The 16918-nt window shown below is 56.2% G+C and carries 15 protein-coding genes; 8 read left to right on the top strand and 7 right to left on the bottom strand.

The features are described 5' to 3' along the window. Positions 1-257: 257 nt before the first annotated feature. Entirely contained in the window at positions 258-524 is a 267-nt protein-coding gene (locus U8U68_RS11455) for a hypothetical protein (RefSeq protein WP_322200935.1), read from the top strand. A gap of 358 nt (positions 525-882) precedes the next feature. Here U8U68_RS11455 and U8U68_RS11460 read toward each other — a convergent pair whose 3' ends face one another. From U8U68_RS11460 to U8U68_RS11480, 5 genes are all read right to left on the bottom strand, one after another. Continuing rightward, positions 883-1128 (bottom strand): acyl carrier protein, encoded by a 246-nt coding sequence (locus tag U8U68_RS11460; protein WP_322200936.1) that lies wholly within the window; start codon positions 1126-1128, stop codon positions 883-885. Positions 1129-1358: 230 nt separating this feature from the next. Then, a complete protein-coding gene (locus U8U68_RS11465) occupies positions 1359-3143 on the bottom strand; it encodes an HAD-IIIC family phosphatase (protein ID WP_322200937.1) in 1785 nt (594 codons plus the stop codon). A gap of 65 nt (positions 3144-3208) precedes the next feature. Continuing rightward, on the bottom strand, positions 3209-5119 hold the full coding sequence (locus U8U68_RS11470; RefSeq protein WP_322200938.1) for a DHHW family protein: 1911 nt from the start codon (positions 5117-5119) through the stop codon (positions 3209-3211). Between the two features lie 158 nt (positions 5120-5277). Then, positions 5278-6699 (bottom strand): MBOAT family O-acyltransferase, encoded by a 1422-nt coding sequence (locus U8U68_RS11475; protein WP_322200939.1) that lies wholly within the window; start codon positions 6697-6699, stop codon positions 5278-5280. 67 nt (positions 6700-6766) lie between these two features. Next, positions 6767-7666 carry a TPM domain-containing protein gene (locus tag U8U68_RS11480; RefSeq protein WP_322200940.1) on the bottom strand — a complete coding sequence of 300 codons (900 nt, stop codon included), beginning with the start codon at positions 7664-7666 and terminating at the stop codon, positions 6767-6769. A 175-nt stretch (positions 7667-7841) separates the two neighbouring features. Between U8U68_RS11480 and U8U68_RS11485 the strand changes: the two genes are divergently transcribed. From U8U68_RS11485 to U8U68_RS11515, 7 genes are all read left to right on the top strand, one after another. Then, positions 7842-8771, top strand: coding sequence for a 1-phosphofructokinase family hexose kinase (locus U8U68_RS11485; protein ID WP_322200941.1), 930 nt, complete (start codon positions 7842-7844; stop codon positions 8769-8771). Between the two features lie 126 nt (positions 8772-8897). Next, entirely contained in the window at positions 8898-10085 is a 1188-nt protein-coding gene (locus U8U68_RS11490; protein WP_322200942.1) for a 5-bromo-4-chloroindolyl phosphate hydrolysis family protein, read from the top strand. 58 nt (positions 10086-10143) lie between these two features. Continuing rightward, on the top strand, positions 10144-10428 hold the full coding sequence (locus tag U8U68_RS11495; protein WP_322200943.1) for a hypothetical protein: 285 nt from the start codon (positions 10144-10146) through the stop codon (positions 10426-10428). Between the two features lie 248 nt (positions 10429-10676). Beyond that, positions 10677-11201, top strand: coding sequence for a hypothetical protein (locus tag U8U68_RS11500; protein WP_322200944.1), 525 nt, complete (start codon positions 10677-10679; stop codon positions 11199-11201). A gap of 99 nt (positions 11202-11300) precedes the next feature. Then, positions 11301-12461, top strand: coding sequence for a toxic anion resistance protein (locus U8U68_RS11505; RefSeq protein ID WP_322200945.1), 1161 nt, complete (start codon positions 11301-11303; stop codon positions 12459-12461). 48 nt (positions 12462-12509) lie between these two features. Next, the gene (locus U8U68_RS11510) at positions 12510-13283 is read left to right on the top strand and encodes a hypothetical protein (RefSeq protein WP_322200946.1); all 774 of its coding nucleotides are present in this window, start codon (positions 12510-12512) and stop codon (positions 13281-13283) included. 75 nt (positions 13284-13358) lie between these two features. Beyond that, positions 13359-14345 (top strand): TPM domain-containing protein, encoded by a 987-nt coding sequence (locus U8U68_RS11515; protein ID WP_322200947.1) that lies wholly within the window; start codon positions 13359-13361, stop codon positions 14343-14345. Positions 14346-14413: 68 nt separating this feature from the next. Here the strand turns inward: U8U68_RS11515 and U8U68_RS11520 are convergent, their stop codons facing one another. Beyond that, positions 14414-16111, bottom strand: coding sequence for a glycoside hydrolase family 2 protein (locus tag U8U68_RS11520; RefSeq protein ID WP_322200948.1), 1698 nt, complete (start codon positions 16109-16111; stop codon positions 14414-14416). A 99-nt stretch (positions 16112-16210) separates the two neighbouring features. Next, positions 16211-16621 (bottom strand): DUF3842 family protein, encoded by a 411-nt coding sequence (locus tag U8U68_RS11525; protein WP_322200949.1) that lies wholly within the window; start codon positions 16619-16621, stop codon positions 16211-16213. Positions 16622-16918 lie beyond the last annotated feature (297 nt).

Here is a 16918-nt window from a genome sequence, read left to right on the forward strand (position 1 = left end):
TTTGAAACCTCCGAAATACCGTCTGTTTTGACCAGAGAGGAGCCTTCGGCGTTAAAAATTCCCTGGCTCTGGGCATGTCCAGAAGGAAGCGTTAAAAGGCGAGGCTCCATTCCTTCGTCATAAACTCTTCTTTTGGACACTCCCCCAAAAACCACCCTCTTGCCTTTTTAGAAGATTTGTGCTATAGTATGATCAATAGAAAACATAACTTCCCACCCGAAGTTTGGAGCCACACATCTTGAAAGGAGGCACCCTTTATGCCACCACGTATGGTAGAACTACACGACATAGACGTACCGGCCTTTTTGCAGGTGCTGGATAACTGCGAGGGCGAGGTTTACCTGATGACCCGGGACGGCGACCGGCTGAACCTGAAGAGCAAGCTGTGCCAGCTGGTGGGGCTGACCGCCCTGATTGAGGGCGGAAAAATTGCCGAGGCGTTCGTTATGTGCGAAAAGCAGGCGGATGAAAACAAGCTCTTCCGTTTTAACCTGTACAAAAAGGGCGCGGGGGACGACGAATAAGAAGAGCTGGGAGAAAACAAAAAAGGTTACGCCAAACCTCGGCGTAACCTTTTTTTGTATTATTTTCAGGACATGCAGTCCTTGGGCTGTTATAGTAAACACACTTAAAAATCGGTACATACCGATTTTTAAGCTGGGCGACTACCTCGCCTAGGGCTTGTTTAAAAAATCGAAAACGCCGTCTTTTTACCCAGAAGCAACCATCTTCTGCGTCGAAAATCCTCGTAATACGCAAGTATTACTTGCGGTTTTCTCCTTGAAACTGACCGTTTCTGGTCAAAAATCCGTCATTTCCTCTATTTTCAAACAAGCCCTAGTTCAAAAGAGCTTGAATACCTCTTTTGAACTGTGTTAACTATTAACCCTTGGCCCGCTCTTGAATGATGGCCGCCATCTCGCCCACATTCTTCATGGAGGAAATCTCCCCCATCTTGAACTTCATGCGGAACTCCCGCTCCACAGCGGAAATAAGGGTGATGTGCTCCAGGCTGTCCCAGTCCTCAATGTCGTCCGCCGTGGTCTGGGGGTTCACTCGAATGGTGCGGTCGTCAAAGACCTCCTGAAAGACGCGATTTAGGCGGGTAAAGATTTCTCTGATGTCCATAGTGATCGTCCTTTCTATATAATAATTTTCAATAGCCGCAAAAGAAGGAAACTAGGCTCGGGGCGCAAGCCCTGAGCGCGGACTGGGGTGGGGTGGTGAAAGCACTTGGCTTTTTGCGCGCCGCTTTTTAAGGGATTAAGGTCGCCTCCGGCGGCAAGGGGCGCTGCCCCCTTGACCCCCGCTAGGGAACCAGTTCCCTGGACCCTTTCTCCCTTCGCGTATGTCCGCTTTTAGGGATTGCCGCTTACCTCGATTACTTTGCATTTGGGCTGGTACCCGGCCACCTTTAGCTCCCAGGTAGTGTTGCCCGCCTGGTCCTCCGCGGTTTTCTCAAAGCCAAAGCCAGCGTACAGTTCCCGCACCATGTTGTTCTTGGCTGTGGGGTAATAGTGCCCCCGGATGGTCTCTATACCCTGCTCTCCGCAGCGCTGTACCAGCCGGTCCAGCATGGCCAGCTCCATGTCCCGCTTCAGCACCCGGCAGCTCATCAGCCACAACTCTACATCCAGCACAGAGCCGCTCTTTTTGCCAATGACCACCGAGACCACCCCGTTGTCTCCAAACTTGTCCACCAGCTTGCCGTATAGCCGGATGTACCCCGGGTCGGCGAACACCTGCTCCATTTCCTCCACCGTGTAGCGCCGGGTGGTCAGGTTGAACTGGTTGCTCTTGTTGCTTAGCTGGGTGATACGCCCCAGGTACACGGGCAGAAAATCGTCGATGACCGCCCGCATATCCAGGCTTTTCAGGTATTCCTGGTAGTCGCCAAAGCTGGCCTGCTGGGCGGCCCGCTGAACATTAGCCTTATACATATCGTTGCGCTTCAAGTCGTCCTCGCTAAATGTAGTGGCCTCAAAGTACCCGCCCCGGTCAATGGCGGCAATGTAGTTCTCTACCCCTTCCATCTCCGGCACGGCCGCACCCTTTACCTGGGCCCGCACGATCTCCCGCTCGGCGGGGTTGTCGTCCGCAAAGACAATGGCGTCTGGTAAAATGTTCAGCTCCTGGGCAATCTCTAGCATGTTCCGGTCTTTATTTTCCCAGTTGGCCTTGATGACAATAAAGTCCCCAGGGCGCAGCAGCCCTTCGGGGTGTTCCAGGCCGGCAATGGCGTTTTCCAGGTCGTTTTTGGAACAGACCGTCAGCAGTACGCCGGTGCTTTGCAGCTGCTTCAGGTAGCCCTGGAACTCATAGTAAGACTGGGCTACGCCGTTTTCCTGGCCAATGTCAATGCCGTCCACCCCGTCGTCGCCCACCACGCCGCCCCATAGGGTGTTGTCCAGGTCCAGGGCCAGGGCCTTTTTGTTTTTGCCAAATAGAGACTTCACGATGTTCGCCAGGTTAAAGGCAAAGGCGGGAATGGCCTCAAAACAAAGGGCGTACTTATACAGGTTCCAAAAAGCCGGGTCCGCCCAGCGGCGCAGGCCAAAGTCCGCGGAGAGATAGTCAATGTCGTTTAGGTAAAACCCCTGGTGCGTTTCTGCCCAGGCGGCAAAGGCCTGGTTCAGCCGGGCGGTAAAGTGGACCCGGCCCCGGTGGTCCCAGGCATCCCGGTTGCCCAGCAGGCGGTAAAAGGGCTTTTCAAAATTGTTTTGGATAACAGGGCAGTGAAAGCGCTCTTCCAGGCTTTTCCACACGGCCCGAAACTTTTCCAGCTCTTCTTCCAAACAGCGGTCCGCGTCCTCTGGGCTGTCGGTAATCTGGGGCCAGTGGGTAATGTTTCGGCTGGTGGTGTGCACAAAGATCAGGTCTGGGGCAAAATCCAGCAGCTCTTGAGGCGGAAACATGGCGTCCTGAAAATACTGGGCGTACTCCGACTCATAGAACTCTGGCTGAATGCCCGCGTCTAGGAGGAAAAGCTCTAGAGTTTTTACAATGTCGCTGGTGGTGGAGCCGCCCAAAACCGCGATTTTTTTGGTCAGGCGGGGCTCGTCCAGGGCCAGCAGTTCCTTTCGCAGGGCTTTGCGGCGGCGAATGATCTGGGCAGGGTCAAAGGGGTATTGCAGTTCCATCATGATATCACGTCCTAAAGGAGATTCATAGAGCAAGGGGGGAAGCGTTGGGGGGAGTAGGCGTCCGATTACTCCTCCCCGCCGCCTCCCGGCGTATAGTCGTCCGTCACGGTCTCGCCCACGTTCTGGTTCATCAGGGTTTCCAGGTTGTTCGCCGCGTCCCCTACCAGCGAATAGGAGGACATGGTAAAGAGCACGTCCGTAATGCCCATATCTTTGATAAAGCTAACGAGGTTTCGCTCCATATAGCGCATGTCCGCCACATAAATCTGTTCAAAGGAGCCCACCAAAAACGGCGGAATGGTGTTGCCATAGCTGTCCTTTACCACCAGCAGCTTTCGACCGTTCTTGGTGGGGGTGTCGGCCTTAACAATATACTGGTCGCCGCCCAGGTAGATCATATAGGAATCCGATCCCTCGGCCCCTTCCTGGAAGAAGTCGTCCTCATCCCACAGGTAGTTGAAGCTGGTATCATAGTACACGGTTTGGTAGTCTTTACCAGGCATGTAATAGACAAATTCCTCTGGGTCGTTGAGAAGCTCCGCCGCGTCCCCCGCAAAGGAGTACAGGCTGCCCACAAAGCCCTCTCGGGTCATCTTTTTATAGGTACTGATGTCGTCAAAGGATACCCCCGCCGCCTGGGCAAAGGCTTGGGCCGCGTAGTAGGCCCCCAAAGGCTGCCAGTGGTGGTCTGTGCGGCAGTAGATAGGCTCTTCCACATGCTGGGAAAGCACAGGGCACACGTTGATAGAATGGATGCCGGGGTTCAGCTTGGCGGCTATGGCGTCAAAACAGTCGGAATGGTTGGCGGTGTAGTTCTCATAATTTTTGGGCGTATAGAATTCACAGGCCAGGGGCGCGGGCATGGACCAAATAGACACGCCGTCTCCCAGGGTGCTGTGCAGGGTATTCAGGTTTTGGGCATAGCTTTCCCCGCTGCCGCCCCCGAACAGCTCTAGGCCCCGGTAGTGGCCGTCCTGCTTTACAATGATAATACCGTTCTTTTCGCTGTACTCGGCGTCCTGGTTGGTAAAGGGGTTGTCCGCTGGGGCAGGGGTGGCGCCGTCCATGTGCCGGCCGGCGGCGCCCTCCAGGCCCGCGTTCCCATTATTGCCCACGGGTGTAACAGGGGGCTGTTCCCCGCCAGATGGGGTAGTGCCGCTTTCAGGGGGCTGGGCGCTAGGCTGGCCGGGGGAGGGGCTGGGGGCCGGGTTATTCTGGTCCAGCTTGTTTACGTTGCCCACAAATTTTACGCCGCCCTCGCTTTTTGGCAGGCCGAACACGCTTTTGATCTGGCTGCCGATTCGTTTCAGGTCGTCCCGCATGGGCACGGTGTCAGTATAGTAGTGGGCCACTCCCGCAGTGAAATCTCCGGAAAAGTAGGTTTCAAAAGAAAATTCCGGCAGCTTGTCCAGCTCGCGCTTTTCAATCATTGACTCCGTGGATCTGGGCAGCAGCCACATGGCCGCGGCCATACCGGAAAAGCATAAGATCAATAAAGCTATGACCACCACCGAGGCCCGGCGTTCCAGCAGGGCCCGGCGGTCAAACTTTTTTTTCCGGGACCGGGGCGGCTGCTTCAGGTCCTGTTGGGGGGACAGGACCCCGCTAAAATCGTCCTGGGGATAAAAGCTCTCATAGTCCTCGGGCGGGTTTTCCGCCGGCTGGTATAAGCCGGTAGCCTCTTGGGCAGGTTCTAGGCCCTCTTGGTATAGAACTTGCGGGTTCAGAACCTGCTGCTCTGGATAAAAGTACTGCTCAGCAGGGGACGAAGGGGCTTCCTCCTGGGGGATGAAACCAGCGGCCGTAAAATCCGCCTGCCGGTAGCGGTTAAAAGAGCGCTCTGTGGTTTTCGGCGAATAAACGCCGCCAAAGCGCTCGGGTACGTGCAGGTTCAGCCGCCGAGGCGGGGAGGCTGCGGCGTCTCTTTGAAGGGCCGCCGGCCGCCGGGGATCATTAATATGGTTGTCACGGTCCATTACCGCGCCTCCTTGTAAGTGTTTAAAAGTTTTGTTGGGCTGTGCGCAAGTAGAGTCAGCGATGCCAACTCTTGTGTTCCTCTAACGAAAAGTCCGCGGCTGGAACCCGCATACGTCCAGATACGAAACAGGCGCTAAAAAGAGCGTGGGGCGCTTTTTTAAAAGTTCCAGTACAGGAACACGTTATTGGTGGAGTCCACCAATAGGATACTGACTACCGTCAGTATCCCTAAGCAAACCACTGCCGACCCCACCCGGCCGGCCAGGTACAGGCCGTCGCTTTTGCTCTCCAAAAAGAACCGCTTCACTTTTGGCAGCAAGGGCAGGCTGAAAGCCGCTGATCCCAGCACCAGGAACAGATTGTCCAGCAAGGAAGCCCAGGTTATGGGGTCGTACAGGGGAGCTCCGCTGGTCAGCATGGCCACCCCAGAAATGTTCAGGAAAAACTGCCCCAGCTGGCCCAGGTCCTCGAAATAGAAGATTCCAAAGCCAATGATGATCACAATCTTGCTGTAGATATGCTTCCACCAAAGGGGCCATTTTTTCATGCGTTTTTTGCCCAGCTTCTGCTCGAAGAAAATAAAGAAGCCAAAATATAGGCCCCAAAGAATGTAGTTCCAGGCAGCGCCGTGCCATACGCCGGTGCAGAACCATACCAAAAACAGACTGACGTACTTGCGGTTTTTGCCAAAGACGGGCACATACAGCAGGTAATCCCGAAAAAAGGAACCCAGGGAGATGTGCCAGCGCTGCCAGAACTCGGCAATGGTCTTGCAGGCAAAGGGGTGGCGAAAGTTTTCGTCAAAATGGAAGCCAAACATGCGCCCCAGGCCAATGGCAATGTCCGAGTAGCCGCTAAAGTCGAAATAGACGTACAGGGAGTAGACGATGACTGTGTACCAGGTGCCCAGCACCGAAAGGCCCGTGACGTCTTTGCCGAAGAAAGTATCCACAATGGCCCACAGGTTGTTGGCTAAAATGACCTTTTTCCCCAGCCCCACCATCACCCGCAGGGCTCCTTCGCACAGGTCTGTCAGACTGGCGCTGCGGTTTTCAATCTCTTCCTCCACCACGCTGTAGCGCACAATGGGCCCGGCAATGAGCTGGGGGAACAGGGAGAGATACAGCAAAAACCGGTGGTAGCGCCGCTGGACCTTTACGGACTCCCAGTAACAGTCCAAAATATAGGAGATGGCCTGAAAGGTGAAAAAGCTGATGCCAATGGGCATGCGAATATTTGGCACAGGCAGCCCAAGGCCCGTGAGGCCGTTGATATTTTCTACAATAAAGCCGCTGTATTTGAACACCACCAGCAGGGCCAGGTCTATCACGATGCCCGCCGCCACCGCAGCCTTTGCGCCCCCCGAGTCCCGGGTGCGCTCAATGACCATGCCCACGCCCCAATTAAAAAGAGAGCTGAATAGAAGCAGAAGAACCCACAAGGGCTCGCCCCAGGCGTAGAAGATTAGGGAAAAGATAATGAGCACAACGTTTTTGGCGGGAATGCTTCTGGCCAGTAGGTAGCAGACCAGAATCAGGGGCAGAAAACAGTATATAAAAAACAGATCGGCAAAAACCATGACAGGCACTTCCTCATTTTTAACGATTCTTTAAAATAGGGGGCCGCAGGTTTTTCTTTGCGGCTCCCTACTGCCGGCGGTCGTTACGGCTGGTACGGCTCGGCTTTTGGTTGCGGTACACGCCTGTGGACTGGCGGTAGGACTTAATTTGCACCATGGGGCGGGTTTCGTGGCGCAGCACATTGGTGCGGGCGGGGGTGATCAGCGGCCGGTGCCTGTGCACAGCCCGGCCACGCCGCCGGGAACCGCTGTGTCCGCTGAAAATGAACACGGCAATACTGGCCACCGCCACCACCCCGGCGGCTATGCCCACCCACAGCAGCGCCGGGCTGCCCGGGCTCTTCTTGGAAGAGGCCGGACGCTGGACCTGGGAGGAGGGGCTTTGCTGGGCAAAAAGCTCTGGGTGGGCGGCGCAGTATGACTCTGCCTGGGCCGCGGCTGCGTTAAAAAACTTCAGCACGCCGGCGTCATAGGCTTGGGTGCTAAAATCCGCTTCTAAATGATTTTGCAAAAGCCCCTTTAAGGTCTCGGTGGTAAACAGGGCTTTCAGCCCATCCCCAGCCACGGCCAGGTAGTCGCCGTCTGAGACGGACAGGGCCACCAGCAGCCCCCGGCCCCCCGCGCCGCCCACCTGCCAAGCGCTTATTAACGAACGCAAATATTCCACCCGGCCAGCAAAGTCCGAGCCCGGCAGCGTTTGGACCGTATAGACCACCAGCTGCACCCCGTAGCTCTGGTTTAAGGAAGCGTTTTTATTCAAAATTTCGGTCTTGGTGGCCTCGGTGAGCAGAGAGGCCTGGTCGTTTACATAAAATTCCTCACTGGGCTGGGGCAGCGCGTCCTTGGCGAAAGCGCCGCCCTGGTCTGCCAGTGCCAGGGGCGCGACCCCTAATATCAAGAATACCCAAAGGGTAAATAAGGACGCGAATAGGCTGGCGAATATTTTACTTTTATGTAGGCCGGTCAAAACTGCATCTACCTCTCCCTGGGCGACCCCACGATATTATTCTATTCTAACGTTTACTTCAGATTATGTCAAGGGCAACGTGCGGGAGAAGAGTGATTCCGCCTGGGACGGTTGCAAAAATTTTCTCAAAATGATAGAATACTTTAAGAAACTTGTAAGGGCGGGTCGTTATAATATGGTATATACAGTCACATTAAATCCAGCGCTGGATCTGTTCCTCTCTCCCCAAAGCTTTGCCCCTGGCAGGGATCAGCGTTATCAAGAGGGGGTCTTTCTGCCTGGTGGCAAGGGAATTAATGTTTCGCTGCTGCTGGGCTCTTTGGGGGTGGAGACCACCGCCCTGGGGCTGGCGGCAGGGTTCACAGGCCGGGCGCTGGCAGATATGCTGGAGCGGCGCCGGTGCCGGACGGACTTTTGCTTTTTGTCCCAGGGGCTTACCCGGGTGAACGTGAAAATTACGCCCCCGGACCAGAAAGAGACTGCCCTGAACGGCGGCGGGCCCGCTGTTGCCCAGGAGGACCTAGAGCACCTGGGGGAAAAGCTTTCCCTTTTAAAAGAGGGAGATTTTCTGGTGCTGGCAGGCAGTGTGCCGCAGTCTGTACCCAGCGGCGTGTACGCCTGGCTGATGGAGCAGACCCCGGCGGGGGTGCGGGTGGTGGTGGACGCCACCGGGCCTGCCCTGCGTGCCGCCATGGGGGCGAGGCCCTTCTTGGTAAAACCCAACCTGGAGGAGCTGGCGGAGCTTTTTGGTGTGGAGCGGGTGGCGGAGGACCAGGCCCCTGGCTATGCCAAAAAGCTGCAAGACATGGGCGCGGCCAACGTACTGGTATCCATGGGGGGCCAGGGAGCCCTGCTGCTGACCGAGGATAAAGCCCTGCTGCGCCGCCCAGCGCTGCCAGGCCGGGAGGTCTCTGCCGTGGGGGCTGGAGACAGCATGGTGGCTGGGTTTCTATACGGGCTTTTGCGGCAAGAGGGGGCCGCCGGGGCCCTGGCCTGGGGCATGGCGGCAGGCGCGGCCACGGCTTTCCGCCAGGGAATTGCCACAGGGGAAGAGGTGCGGGCGCTGATGGAAAGGGCCCCCGGCCCCTTTCTGGATAAAATGTAAAGCTTTTGCAAACAGCTGAAATTCCAGTTGACATGGGATTGAATAAAACGTAAAATGATAATGGAGTAACATCCGGAATTTTGAAACGTTCTGTACAAAGAATTTCCTCTGGAAGGAATCGTCGCCATGAATCATAACGGCAATAAACCGATAGAACAGGAATATCGGACCTCGCAAGTGTATAAAACCCTAACAGGCACTGGAAACCCCACGGCGGAAAAGATTGCCCAGGGGCTGGGCAGGGCCGCAGCCGGCATTGACGCGGCCATCCAGGCCGCCGCCCAGGGCTATGAGGCGGCTAAAAGCGCCCCCCAGGGCCAGCCGCCCCCCCAAAGGCCGGTGGGAGGGCCTGGGCCGTATAATACGGGAAGGGGCCCTGCTCCGGCAGGGGGCACCTACCGCTATCGCCCGGGCCAGCCCACTGTACAGCCGCCCCCGGTGCGTCCCACGGGCCAAACTGTGCAGCCGCCTCCTCAAAGGGTACAGCCGCCCCAGCCTGGCCGCCCGGGCGGACCGGGCCCGGTGGCGCCGCAGTATACAGCCCACCGCCCCACGGTCCAGACCCGCCCGCCAGAAGGGGTCACCCCCGCGCCCCCGCCCCAGATGCCGCCCATGAAGGTGGTGCGCAGGGGCAGCGCCGCTAAGTACTATATCACCGGGGTGGCGGCCCTTCTGTACGCCATGAACATCCAGATGATGAGCGTGCCCCAGTGGGTGGCTTTCGCCGCGGTGATGATGCTGATTTTTCTCATCTCGGGGGGGATCTTCAAGGGCAAAAAGGAGCTGGTGCCCGTGGCCCCCGAAAAGCCCCAGCCAAAGCCCCAGCCGGAGGAAAAAAAGGAGCCCGAGCCGGAGAAGAAGTCCGCCACCGGCGACCCGGAGGTGGACAAGATTATCGACGAAGGGCACAATATGATCAAAAAGCTGCGGGCAGCCAACGACGCCATACCGGACGAGGCCCTTTCCGCAGACATTGACCGAATGGAACGGGCCTCGGCGGACATTTTCAACTATATTGCCAGCCACCCGGAGAAAGCCCAGCAGATTCGTAAATTCATGAACTATTATCTGCCCACCACCCTAAAACTGCTGAATAGCTATGAGAGGCTGTCAAAGCAGTCGGTGAAGGGGGAGAACATCACCTCTACCATGTTCAATATCGCGGGGATGATGCACACCGTGGCGGACGCTTTTGAAAAGCAGCTGGACTCCCTGTTTACTGACGAGGCCATGGACATTTCCGCAGACATCACCGTGTTCGAGACCATGCTGAAGCAAGAGGGCTTTGTGGAGGAAAAGAAAAACGGCATATAAGGGTTAAAAAATGCTCTGCTTAATAACTGTGGAAAAATGAATGGAGGAACGGTTCGCAATGAGAATTCGAGAGGGAAGCAGTTCTTGGGGTACAGTTGTCTTTACAGTGGATGGAGACAAAATACGGCAAGGAGATTCCTCGTGGGGAACTGTTGTTTACAACATCGATGGCAACCGAATTCGTGAAGGAGATCGCAGTTATGGAACAGTTGCCTTTACTATAGATGGAAATAAAATTAGGCAGGGAGACTCTTCGTGGGGAACCGTAGTCTATACCATCGATGGAAACAAAATTCGTGAGGGTGACCACAGTTACGGCGATGTCGTCTACACCATTGATTAGGACAGGGACAGACGGTAGTGCGGAAGGCTAAGAAATAGAAAATAATTCTTCCAGCTGTTTTGCAGAGCTTTTCTATAACAACAATTGCACGTAAAATTTGGGGAAGTGACCTTATGGGCTATGTCTGATTCTTTGTCATATTGTGGGCAATTGCAATGATAATAGAGTCGCCTTGGATTCTGGTTGTAATTGTAGTGGTGATTGGCGCGATTTTTTTCTACCACGCAGTGTCGAAGGATCTAGATGATTTGGACGATGAAGATTCGGATTCAAAAATAGATACGAACTGTGTTCATGAGGCGGTTCGATTTCTAAGCAGCTACTTGTTGCTGTGCAAAAAACATAGCGTTATAGGTCTTTGCTACATCACAATTGGAGAGAGTGATGATGCCGGATGCAAAGTGGAAGGAGACTGCATTATATTTTTAATTGATGGTGAACATGCCGAGGACTACTTTTCATATATTCTTCTAGAACGAGATCGAGCTTTGTGTGAGTTGAAAAAATCATATGAGGCTTATCAGACGGCTATAGACCAAGTAGAGAATCGGATAAAATGCTATTTTGGCAGCGATGATCTCCATTACGTCTTTATTGACCCGGACGAATACCATTTCAATGATTCGGATATAACATTTCATTACGAGGGAATACTGTTTACCTTCGCTGGATTTCAGCGGGGTCCTACGTTGAACGCCATTGTAGATGAGATTTCGAGCAAATTCCCAGACGCAGAGATCAAGAGAGGTAAGTATGGCGTTGGTGTTAAGTGATGCCATACTTTTACCTGGATTAAGGGAAAAATTAAGTAACCGGATGAAAAACCGTAAAAATTTTCGGTGCAAAATAAACTATAGAAAAAGGAGTGTAAGATGATGGACAACGAAATCAAATTATCTCTTGAGCAGCCCGCGCCCGCGATGCCTACCCTGACCCTGGAGCCCGAGGCCGAACCCGAACCCCAGGCCCCCGCCCAGGAAGAAGTGCAGGTGACCACCCTGGACGAGAGCGTGCTTACCCCCGAAGAGCGCAAGGTGGTGGATGACTTCTCTCAGAAAATCGACCTGCAAAACAGCACCATGGTGATGCAGTACGGTTCCGCCGCCCAGAAGAAGATCGCGTCCTTCTCGGACACGGCCCTAAACAACGTGCGAACCAAGGACCTGGGGGAGGTGGGGGACCAGATCTCTCACCTGGTGGTGGAGCTGAAGGGCTTTGATATTGATGAGGAGGAGAAAAGGGGCTTTTTTGGCCGCTTTAAAAATACCGGCAACAAAATTGTGGCCATGAAGGCCCGGTACGACAGCGCGGAGGTGAACGTAAACAAGATTGCCGCCGCCCTGGAGGGCCACCAGGTCCAGCTGATGAAAGACGTGGTGATGCTGGATAAGCTCTACGACATGAACCTGAACTACCACAAGGAACTCTCCATGTACATTATCGCGGGGAAAAAGAAGCTTCAGCAGGAGCGGGCCACCACGTTAGAGCAGCTGAAAGCAAAGGCCCGGCAGACGGGGCTGGCCGAGGATGCCCAGGCAGCCAACGACTTTGCCCAGCAGTGCGACAGCTTTGAGAAAAAGCTTCACGACCTGGAACTGACCCGCATGGTCAGCGTGCAGATGTCCCCCCAGATCCGGCTGGTGCAGAACAACGACAAGCTGATGTGCGATAAAATTCAGTCCACGCTGGTAAACACCATTCCCCTGTGGAAGAGCCAGATGGTGCTGGCCCTGGGCCTGGCCCACAGCGAGCAGGCGGTGCGGGCCCAGCGAGAGGTTAGCGACATGACCAACGAGCTGCTGCGCAAAAACGCGGAGAAGCTGAAGATGAGCACCATCGAGACCGCCCGGGAGAGCGAACGGGGCGTGGTGGATATGGAGACCCTGCGCATCACCAACCAGTCACTGATCCAGACCCTGGACGAGGTGGTGCGGATTCAAGACGAAGGGCGGGCCAAGAGAAGGGCCGCCGAGGCGGAGATTGGCCGGCTGGAGGGCGAGCTGAAGCAGAAGCTGCTGGATATTCACACCTAAGCAAAACCATCATTTACTCTCTTTTTTATTAGTAGAAAGGATACTGTTATGAGCAAAAGCGCAAAAGCTTGCGGAGCCCTCTTTATGGCTCTCGCCATTGCGGTGGCCATCCCCCTGGGCATCAACCGTTCTCTGGCAAAGCTGCGGGAGGACGCCGCCGGCTCTTATTACTATGACCAGGGCGGCTACGCCATCTTCCAGGGCATCGAAAAGCGCCGGGACGCCGCCAACAGCCTGGTCACCCTGGCGGAACGCTACGTGGAGGCCAACCCGGAACTGGCCGGCCCCATGGAGACCTTGGGCTATCAGATTGAGGCCAGCGAACGGACTTTTGACGAAGACCAGACCTTTACCACAGAGGAAAGTGCCAACAGGGCCCTGGATGAACCCGCCCGTCTTTTGGCCGAGGCCCTGGAAAAGGTAAATTTGGCTGAAAAGGATAAGAAATATCCCCGGCAGCTGCTGGCCCAGATGGAGTCGGAACAGGATAAAATTCAGCGCAGCAGCTATAACGACGAGGCCCGGGCCTATAACGAGAAGCTGGAGGGCCTGAAGCCCCTGGCCTTTCAGAAGCCTATGGCGGTTTTTGAGCCCTTGGAGCGCACGGTTACCAGCGCCCAGGAGCGCAGGGAGGCAGAGAAAGTGGAGGAATCCCCAGAGACGTCTGGACCGGAGAGCGCGGAGCAGGCAGCGGACCGTCTGGCTAGCCGGGCGGAGGAATGGGCAGACAACGTGGCCAGCGGGGCCGACGCGTTTGCCAATGGCGTTGCGGAGGGCACAGAGGACCTGATAAAGGACATCCTGGATGGAGTCTTTAGCTGACCGTGCGGCGCCGCCGCTGGGAAAAATTCGGGCTTCTTTCCCCTAGGGAAAACATAAGCCAAAGGAGGCCTTGTTATGAAAAAAAACCTGTTTGCCCGGGCGCTGGCCGTGCTTCTGGTGTTTCTGCTGGCAGCGGGGCTGCCGCTTTCGGCCCTGGCTGCTGTGCCGGAGCGGCCGGAGAACCAGTATGTGCTGGATGAGGCCAGGGTGATCACCCCGGAGACGGAGCGGGCCATTATCAAAGGCAACGACCAGCTTTTTAGCAAGTATGGGGCCGAAGTGGTCATTGTGGCTGTGGACTTTCTGGGGGGCCGGGACATTCGGGACTATACCACGGTGCTGTTCGAAACCTGGGGCGTGGGCTCCCGGGAGAACAACAACGGCATTCTGCTGGTCATGGCCATTGGCGAGGAGGACTATTTTGCCCAGGCGGGCTACGGTATTGAGGACTATTTTGACGGCGCCAGACTGCAAGGCCTGCTGGACGACTACCTAGAGGATGATTTCGCCGCAGGAGACTACGACCAGGGGGCCCTGGCCTTTTTTGAGGCGGTGCGGGACGAGCTGGAGAGCTACTACGGCGGCGAGGGCCAGCTGAACCCGCCCCAAGGCGAGGAGTACTATGAGTATGAGGAGGACCGGGGCTTCCTGGGCAACGGAAGCGGCGCGTTTCGCTTTATTGTGGGGCTTATCATCCGTATTATAGGCGCTGTGGTGGCAATCTCCATTATCGCGGCCATTATCCGGGCCAGCCGGGGCGGAGGCGGCGGCTATCGAGGAGGCGGGGGCAGCGGCTTTTGGCAGGGCATGATGCTGGGCAGCATGATGAACCGCCGGCGTCCCCGGTGGGGTCCGCCCCCGCCCCCGCCTCCGCCAGGGCCCTTTGGCGGAACCCGTCCGGGTGGCTTTGGCGGGCCCCGGCCCGGCGGTTTTGGAGGCGGCTTCCATAGCGGCGGCGGCTCCCGTGGGGGCGGCGCTGGGCGCGGCGGCTTTGGCGGTCACTCTGGGGGAGGTTTCCACCGGGGAGGCGGAACCCACGGCGGCGGCGCGGGCCGGCGGTAGGTAATATTGATAGACAAAAGGGACCGGGGGCAAAAGCCTCCGGTCCCTTCATGTTATTGCGTGGGTTCTTATTTTTCTATGGCCGCTTTCTTCTGGTTCACCTTCCGAATGACCTCCATATCAAACTTTGGCTCCCGGCCATAGGTATACAGGCCGTTTACCTCCTGCTCCACATCATACAGCTGGGTATAGCAAAAACCCATAATGTACGGATTGTCCAGCAGGGCCTCTGTCAGCTGGGTATAGCGTTGGATAAAGGCCGCGTCGTCCTCCGGCGAGTCGCCGTAGCCCCAGCCTTTGTCTTTGTCCGAGGCCCGGCTGATGCCGCCGTATTCGCTGACAAACACCGGCTCGCCCCGGTAGGTCTGGCGGTTGTTGCAGTGGTTTTCCAAAATCCCTTCACGGATACGGGCAAAGCGCGGGGCAAAGGTCTCGGGGTTCTGGTCGTAGTCGTGGACGTCGAAAATATCGGTCACTACGTGGTAGTTTCCACTGGTGTCAATGCAGGGGCGGGTGGGGTCCAGGGCCTTGGTTATGTGGTACACAGTGGCCAGCAGGGGGTTCCACTGCTGGCGGCCAAAGCCATCCCAGGTCTCGTTAAAGGGACACCAGCCGATGATAGCGGGGTGGTTGAAGTCCCGCTCCATGGCCTCTTTCCACTGGCTGATATAGGCGGCCAGGTTTTCGGGCAGGGAGTGGTCCAGGCCCCAGTTGGCATATTCACCCCACACCATATATCCCATCTTGTCACAGTGGTACAGGAACCGGGGCTCGAACACCCGCTCGTGGAGCCGCGCGCCGTTAAAGCCCGCCTCCATAGAGAGCCGGATGTCCTGGACCAGGTCCTCCTCGCGGGGGGCGGTATAAATGCCGTCGGGGTAGAAGCCCTGGTCCAGCACCATGCGCTGGAATACGGACCGGCCGTTGAGCAGGAACTGGAAGCCATCCAGCTTTACCTCCCGCAGGCCAAAGTAGCTCTGCACCCGGTCCTCTCCAAAGGTGAGCGCCACGTCATAAAGCCGGCCCTGGCCCAGTTCCCACAAGTGCTTTTCCGCCAGGACCACTTCGCCCCGCACCACGTCGCCCTCCACCGAAAGGGCCGCGCCGCCCATGGGCTTGCCCTGGTAGCTAACCGCTACATCCAGCTGGCCTCCGCCAGTGGTGTAAACCTCGAAGAGCATCCGGCCGTTTTTCACATCTGGGTAAAACCGGAAGGTTTTGATATGGCTTTCCGGCACATGCTCCAGCCACACGGTTTGCCAAATGCCCGTGGTGCGGGTGTAGAAGCATCCCTGGGAGGCAAAGCTGTGGGACTGCTTGCCGCTGGGCTGGCAGGTTTTCCGGCTGTCGTCCAGAGCGCAGAGGGTGAGAACGTTCTCCCCATCGTTCAAGTAAGATGTAACGTCCAGCTGGAAAGAGGTATAGCCGCCGGTGTGGCTGCCCGCCTCTTTGCCGTTGATGTACACAGTGGCCTCGTAGTCCACCGCGCCAAAGTGCAGCAGGACCCGGCCGTTGTCTTGCCACCCGGCGGGCACGGTAAAGCTCCGGCGGTACCAGACGCAGTTCATAAAGTCCGTGTGGCCAATGCCTGAGAGTCTGCTCTCGGGACAGAAAGGCACCTGGATGGTCTTGTCCAGGGGGCGGCCGTCAAAAAGTCCGCGCTCTTTGCCGGTCATGCCAAAGTCAAAGTCGAATTCCCACTGGCCGTTCAGGTTTTCCCATTGTTCCCGAAAAAACTGGGGGTTTGGATGTTCCGCTCTATACATATGGATCAGGCTCCTTTGGGTTTTATGGGCTTATTCTAACCCGCCGCCGGCTTTTTTTCAATGATGGAAAGTCCCGTTTATATGATGTTTTGTCCGCGTCTAGCGCTTTAGGCTTCGGCCGACCTCTTGCACCACTCCTTCTACCAGCCGGGCAATGGTCAGGTCTGGTACGCCCACAATGTAGTTGTCGCAGTGGTTCACAGGAATCAGAATGCGTTTGGCCCGGCTTTGGCCCACGGCCAGGGCCATGGCGGGGGTCACCTCGCCCAGCAGGGCGTCGGCAATGACAATGCCCACTGGGCCGATGATCAGGTCTGCCTGGCGGCAGCACACCACCACCGCGTTTTCTCCAGTGGCGCCCTGGTCGGCGCCGGCTTTTAGCATAGCGGAGGTAGAGGCGCTATTGGTCCCCACCGCGGTTACCGTCTCTTTTGGAAAATTTTTTTTAATGGCAGCCACCACCTGGCGGCCAATGCCCCCGCCCTGGGCGTCGATTACCATAATATTCATAAAAAACCACCATGCCGGCCCTGGGCCGCCTTTCCTTGGAAAAAATTTCATGGTTGGGTTCCTTTATAGTTGAAACAGTCCATCTAAAAAACCCGTTTTTATAAAAAAAACCGCCCGTTTTTGCAAGGGGGCGGCTGCTTTTATGTACTTAGGGCTTGCCAAAAAATCGGAAACACCGTGTTTTGAACCATAAAAAGGCCATCTTCCGAGTCAAAGATCCTTGCAAGCCGCCAGGCTGGCAAAATGACTTTTTCCTGGAAGCGGTCCGCTTCTCATCAAACCATCCGTCATTTCCTT

The sequence above is a fragment of the Acutalibacter intestini genome (assembly GCF_034334985.1).
Lineage (GTDB): Bacteria > Bacillota > Clostridia > Oscillospirales > Acutalibacteraceae > Acutalibacter > Acutalibacter intestini.

Coding starts and splice junctions, on each gene's coding strand:
- U8U68_RS11455 (WP_322200935.1), top strand. CDS start 258: ATGCCACCACGTATGGTAGAACTACACGACATAGACGTACCGGCCTTT.
- U8U68_RS11460 (WP_322200936.1), bottom strand. CDS start 1,128: ATGGACATCAGAGAAATCTTTACCCGCCTAAATCGCGTCTTTCAGGAG.
- U8U68_RS11465 (WP_322200937.1), bottom strand. CDS start 3,143: ATGATGGAACTGCAATACCCCTTTGACCCTGCCCAGATCATTCGCCGC.
- U8U68_RS11470 (WP_322200938.1), bottom strand. CDS start 5,119: ATGGACCGTGACAACCATATTAATGATCCCCGGCGGCCGGCGGCCCTT.
- U8U68_RS11475 (WP_322200939.1), bottom strand. CDS start 6,699: ATGGTTTTTGCCGATCTGTTTTTTATATACTGTTTTCTGCCCCTGATT.
- U8U68_RS11485 (WP_322200941.1), top strand. CDS start 7,842: ATGGTATATACAGTCACATTAAATCCAGCGCTGGATCTGTTCCTCTCT.
- U8U68_RS11490 (WP_322200942.1), top strand. CDS start 8,898: ATGAATCATAACGGCAATAAACCGATAGAACAGGAATATCGGACCTCG.
- U8U68_RS11495 (WP_322200943.1), top strand. CDS start 10,144: ATGAGAATTCGAGAGGGAAGCAGTTCTTGGGGTACAGTTGTCTTTACA.
- U8U68_RS11505 (WP_322200945.1), top strand. CDS start 11,301: ATGATGGACAACGAAATCAAATTATCTCTTGAGCAGCCCGCGCCCGCG.
- U8U68_RS11510 (WP_322200946.1), top strand. CDS start 12,510: ATGAGCAAAAGCGCAAAAGCTTGCGGAGCCCTCTTTATGGCTCTCGCC.
- U8U68_RS11515 (WP_322200947.1), top strand. CDS start 13,359: ATGAAAAAAAACCTGTTTGCCCGGGCGCTGGCCGTGCTTCTGGTGTTT.
- U8U68_RS11520 (WP_322200948.1), bottom strand. CDS start 16,111: ATGTATAGAGCGGAACATCCAAACCCCCAGTTTTTTCGGGAACAATGG.
- U8U68_RS11525 (WP_322200949.1), bottom strand. CDS start 16,621: ATGAATATTATGGTAATCGACGCCCAGGGCGGGGGCATTGGCCGCCAG.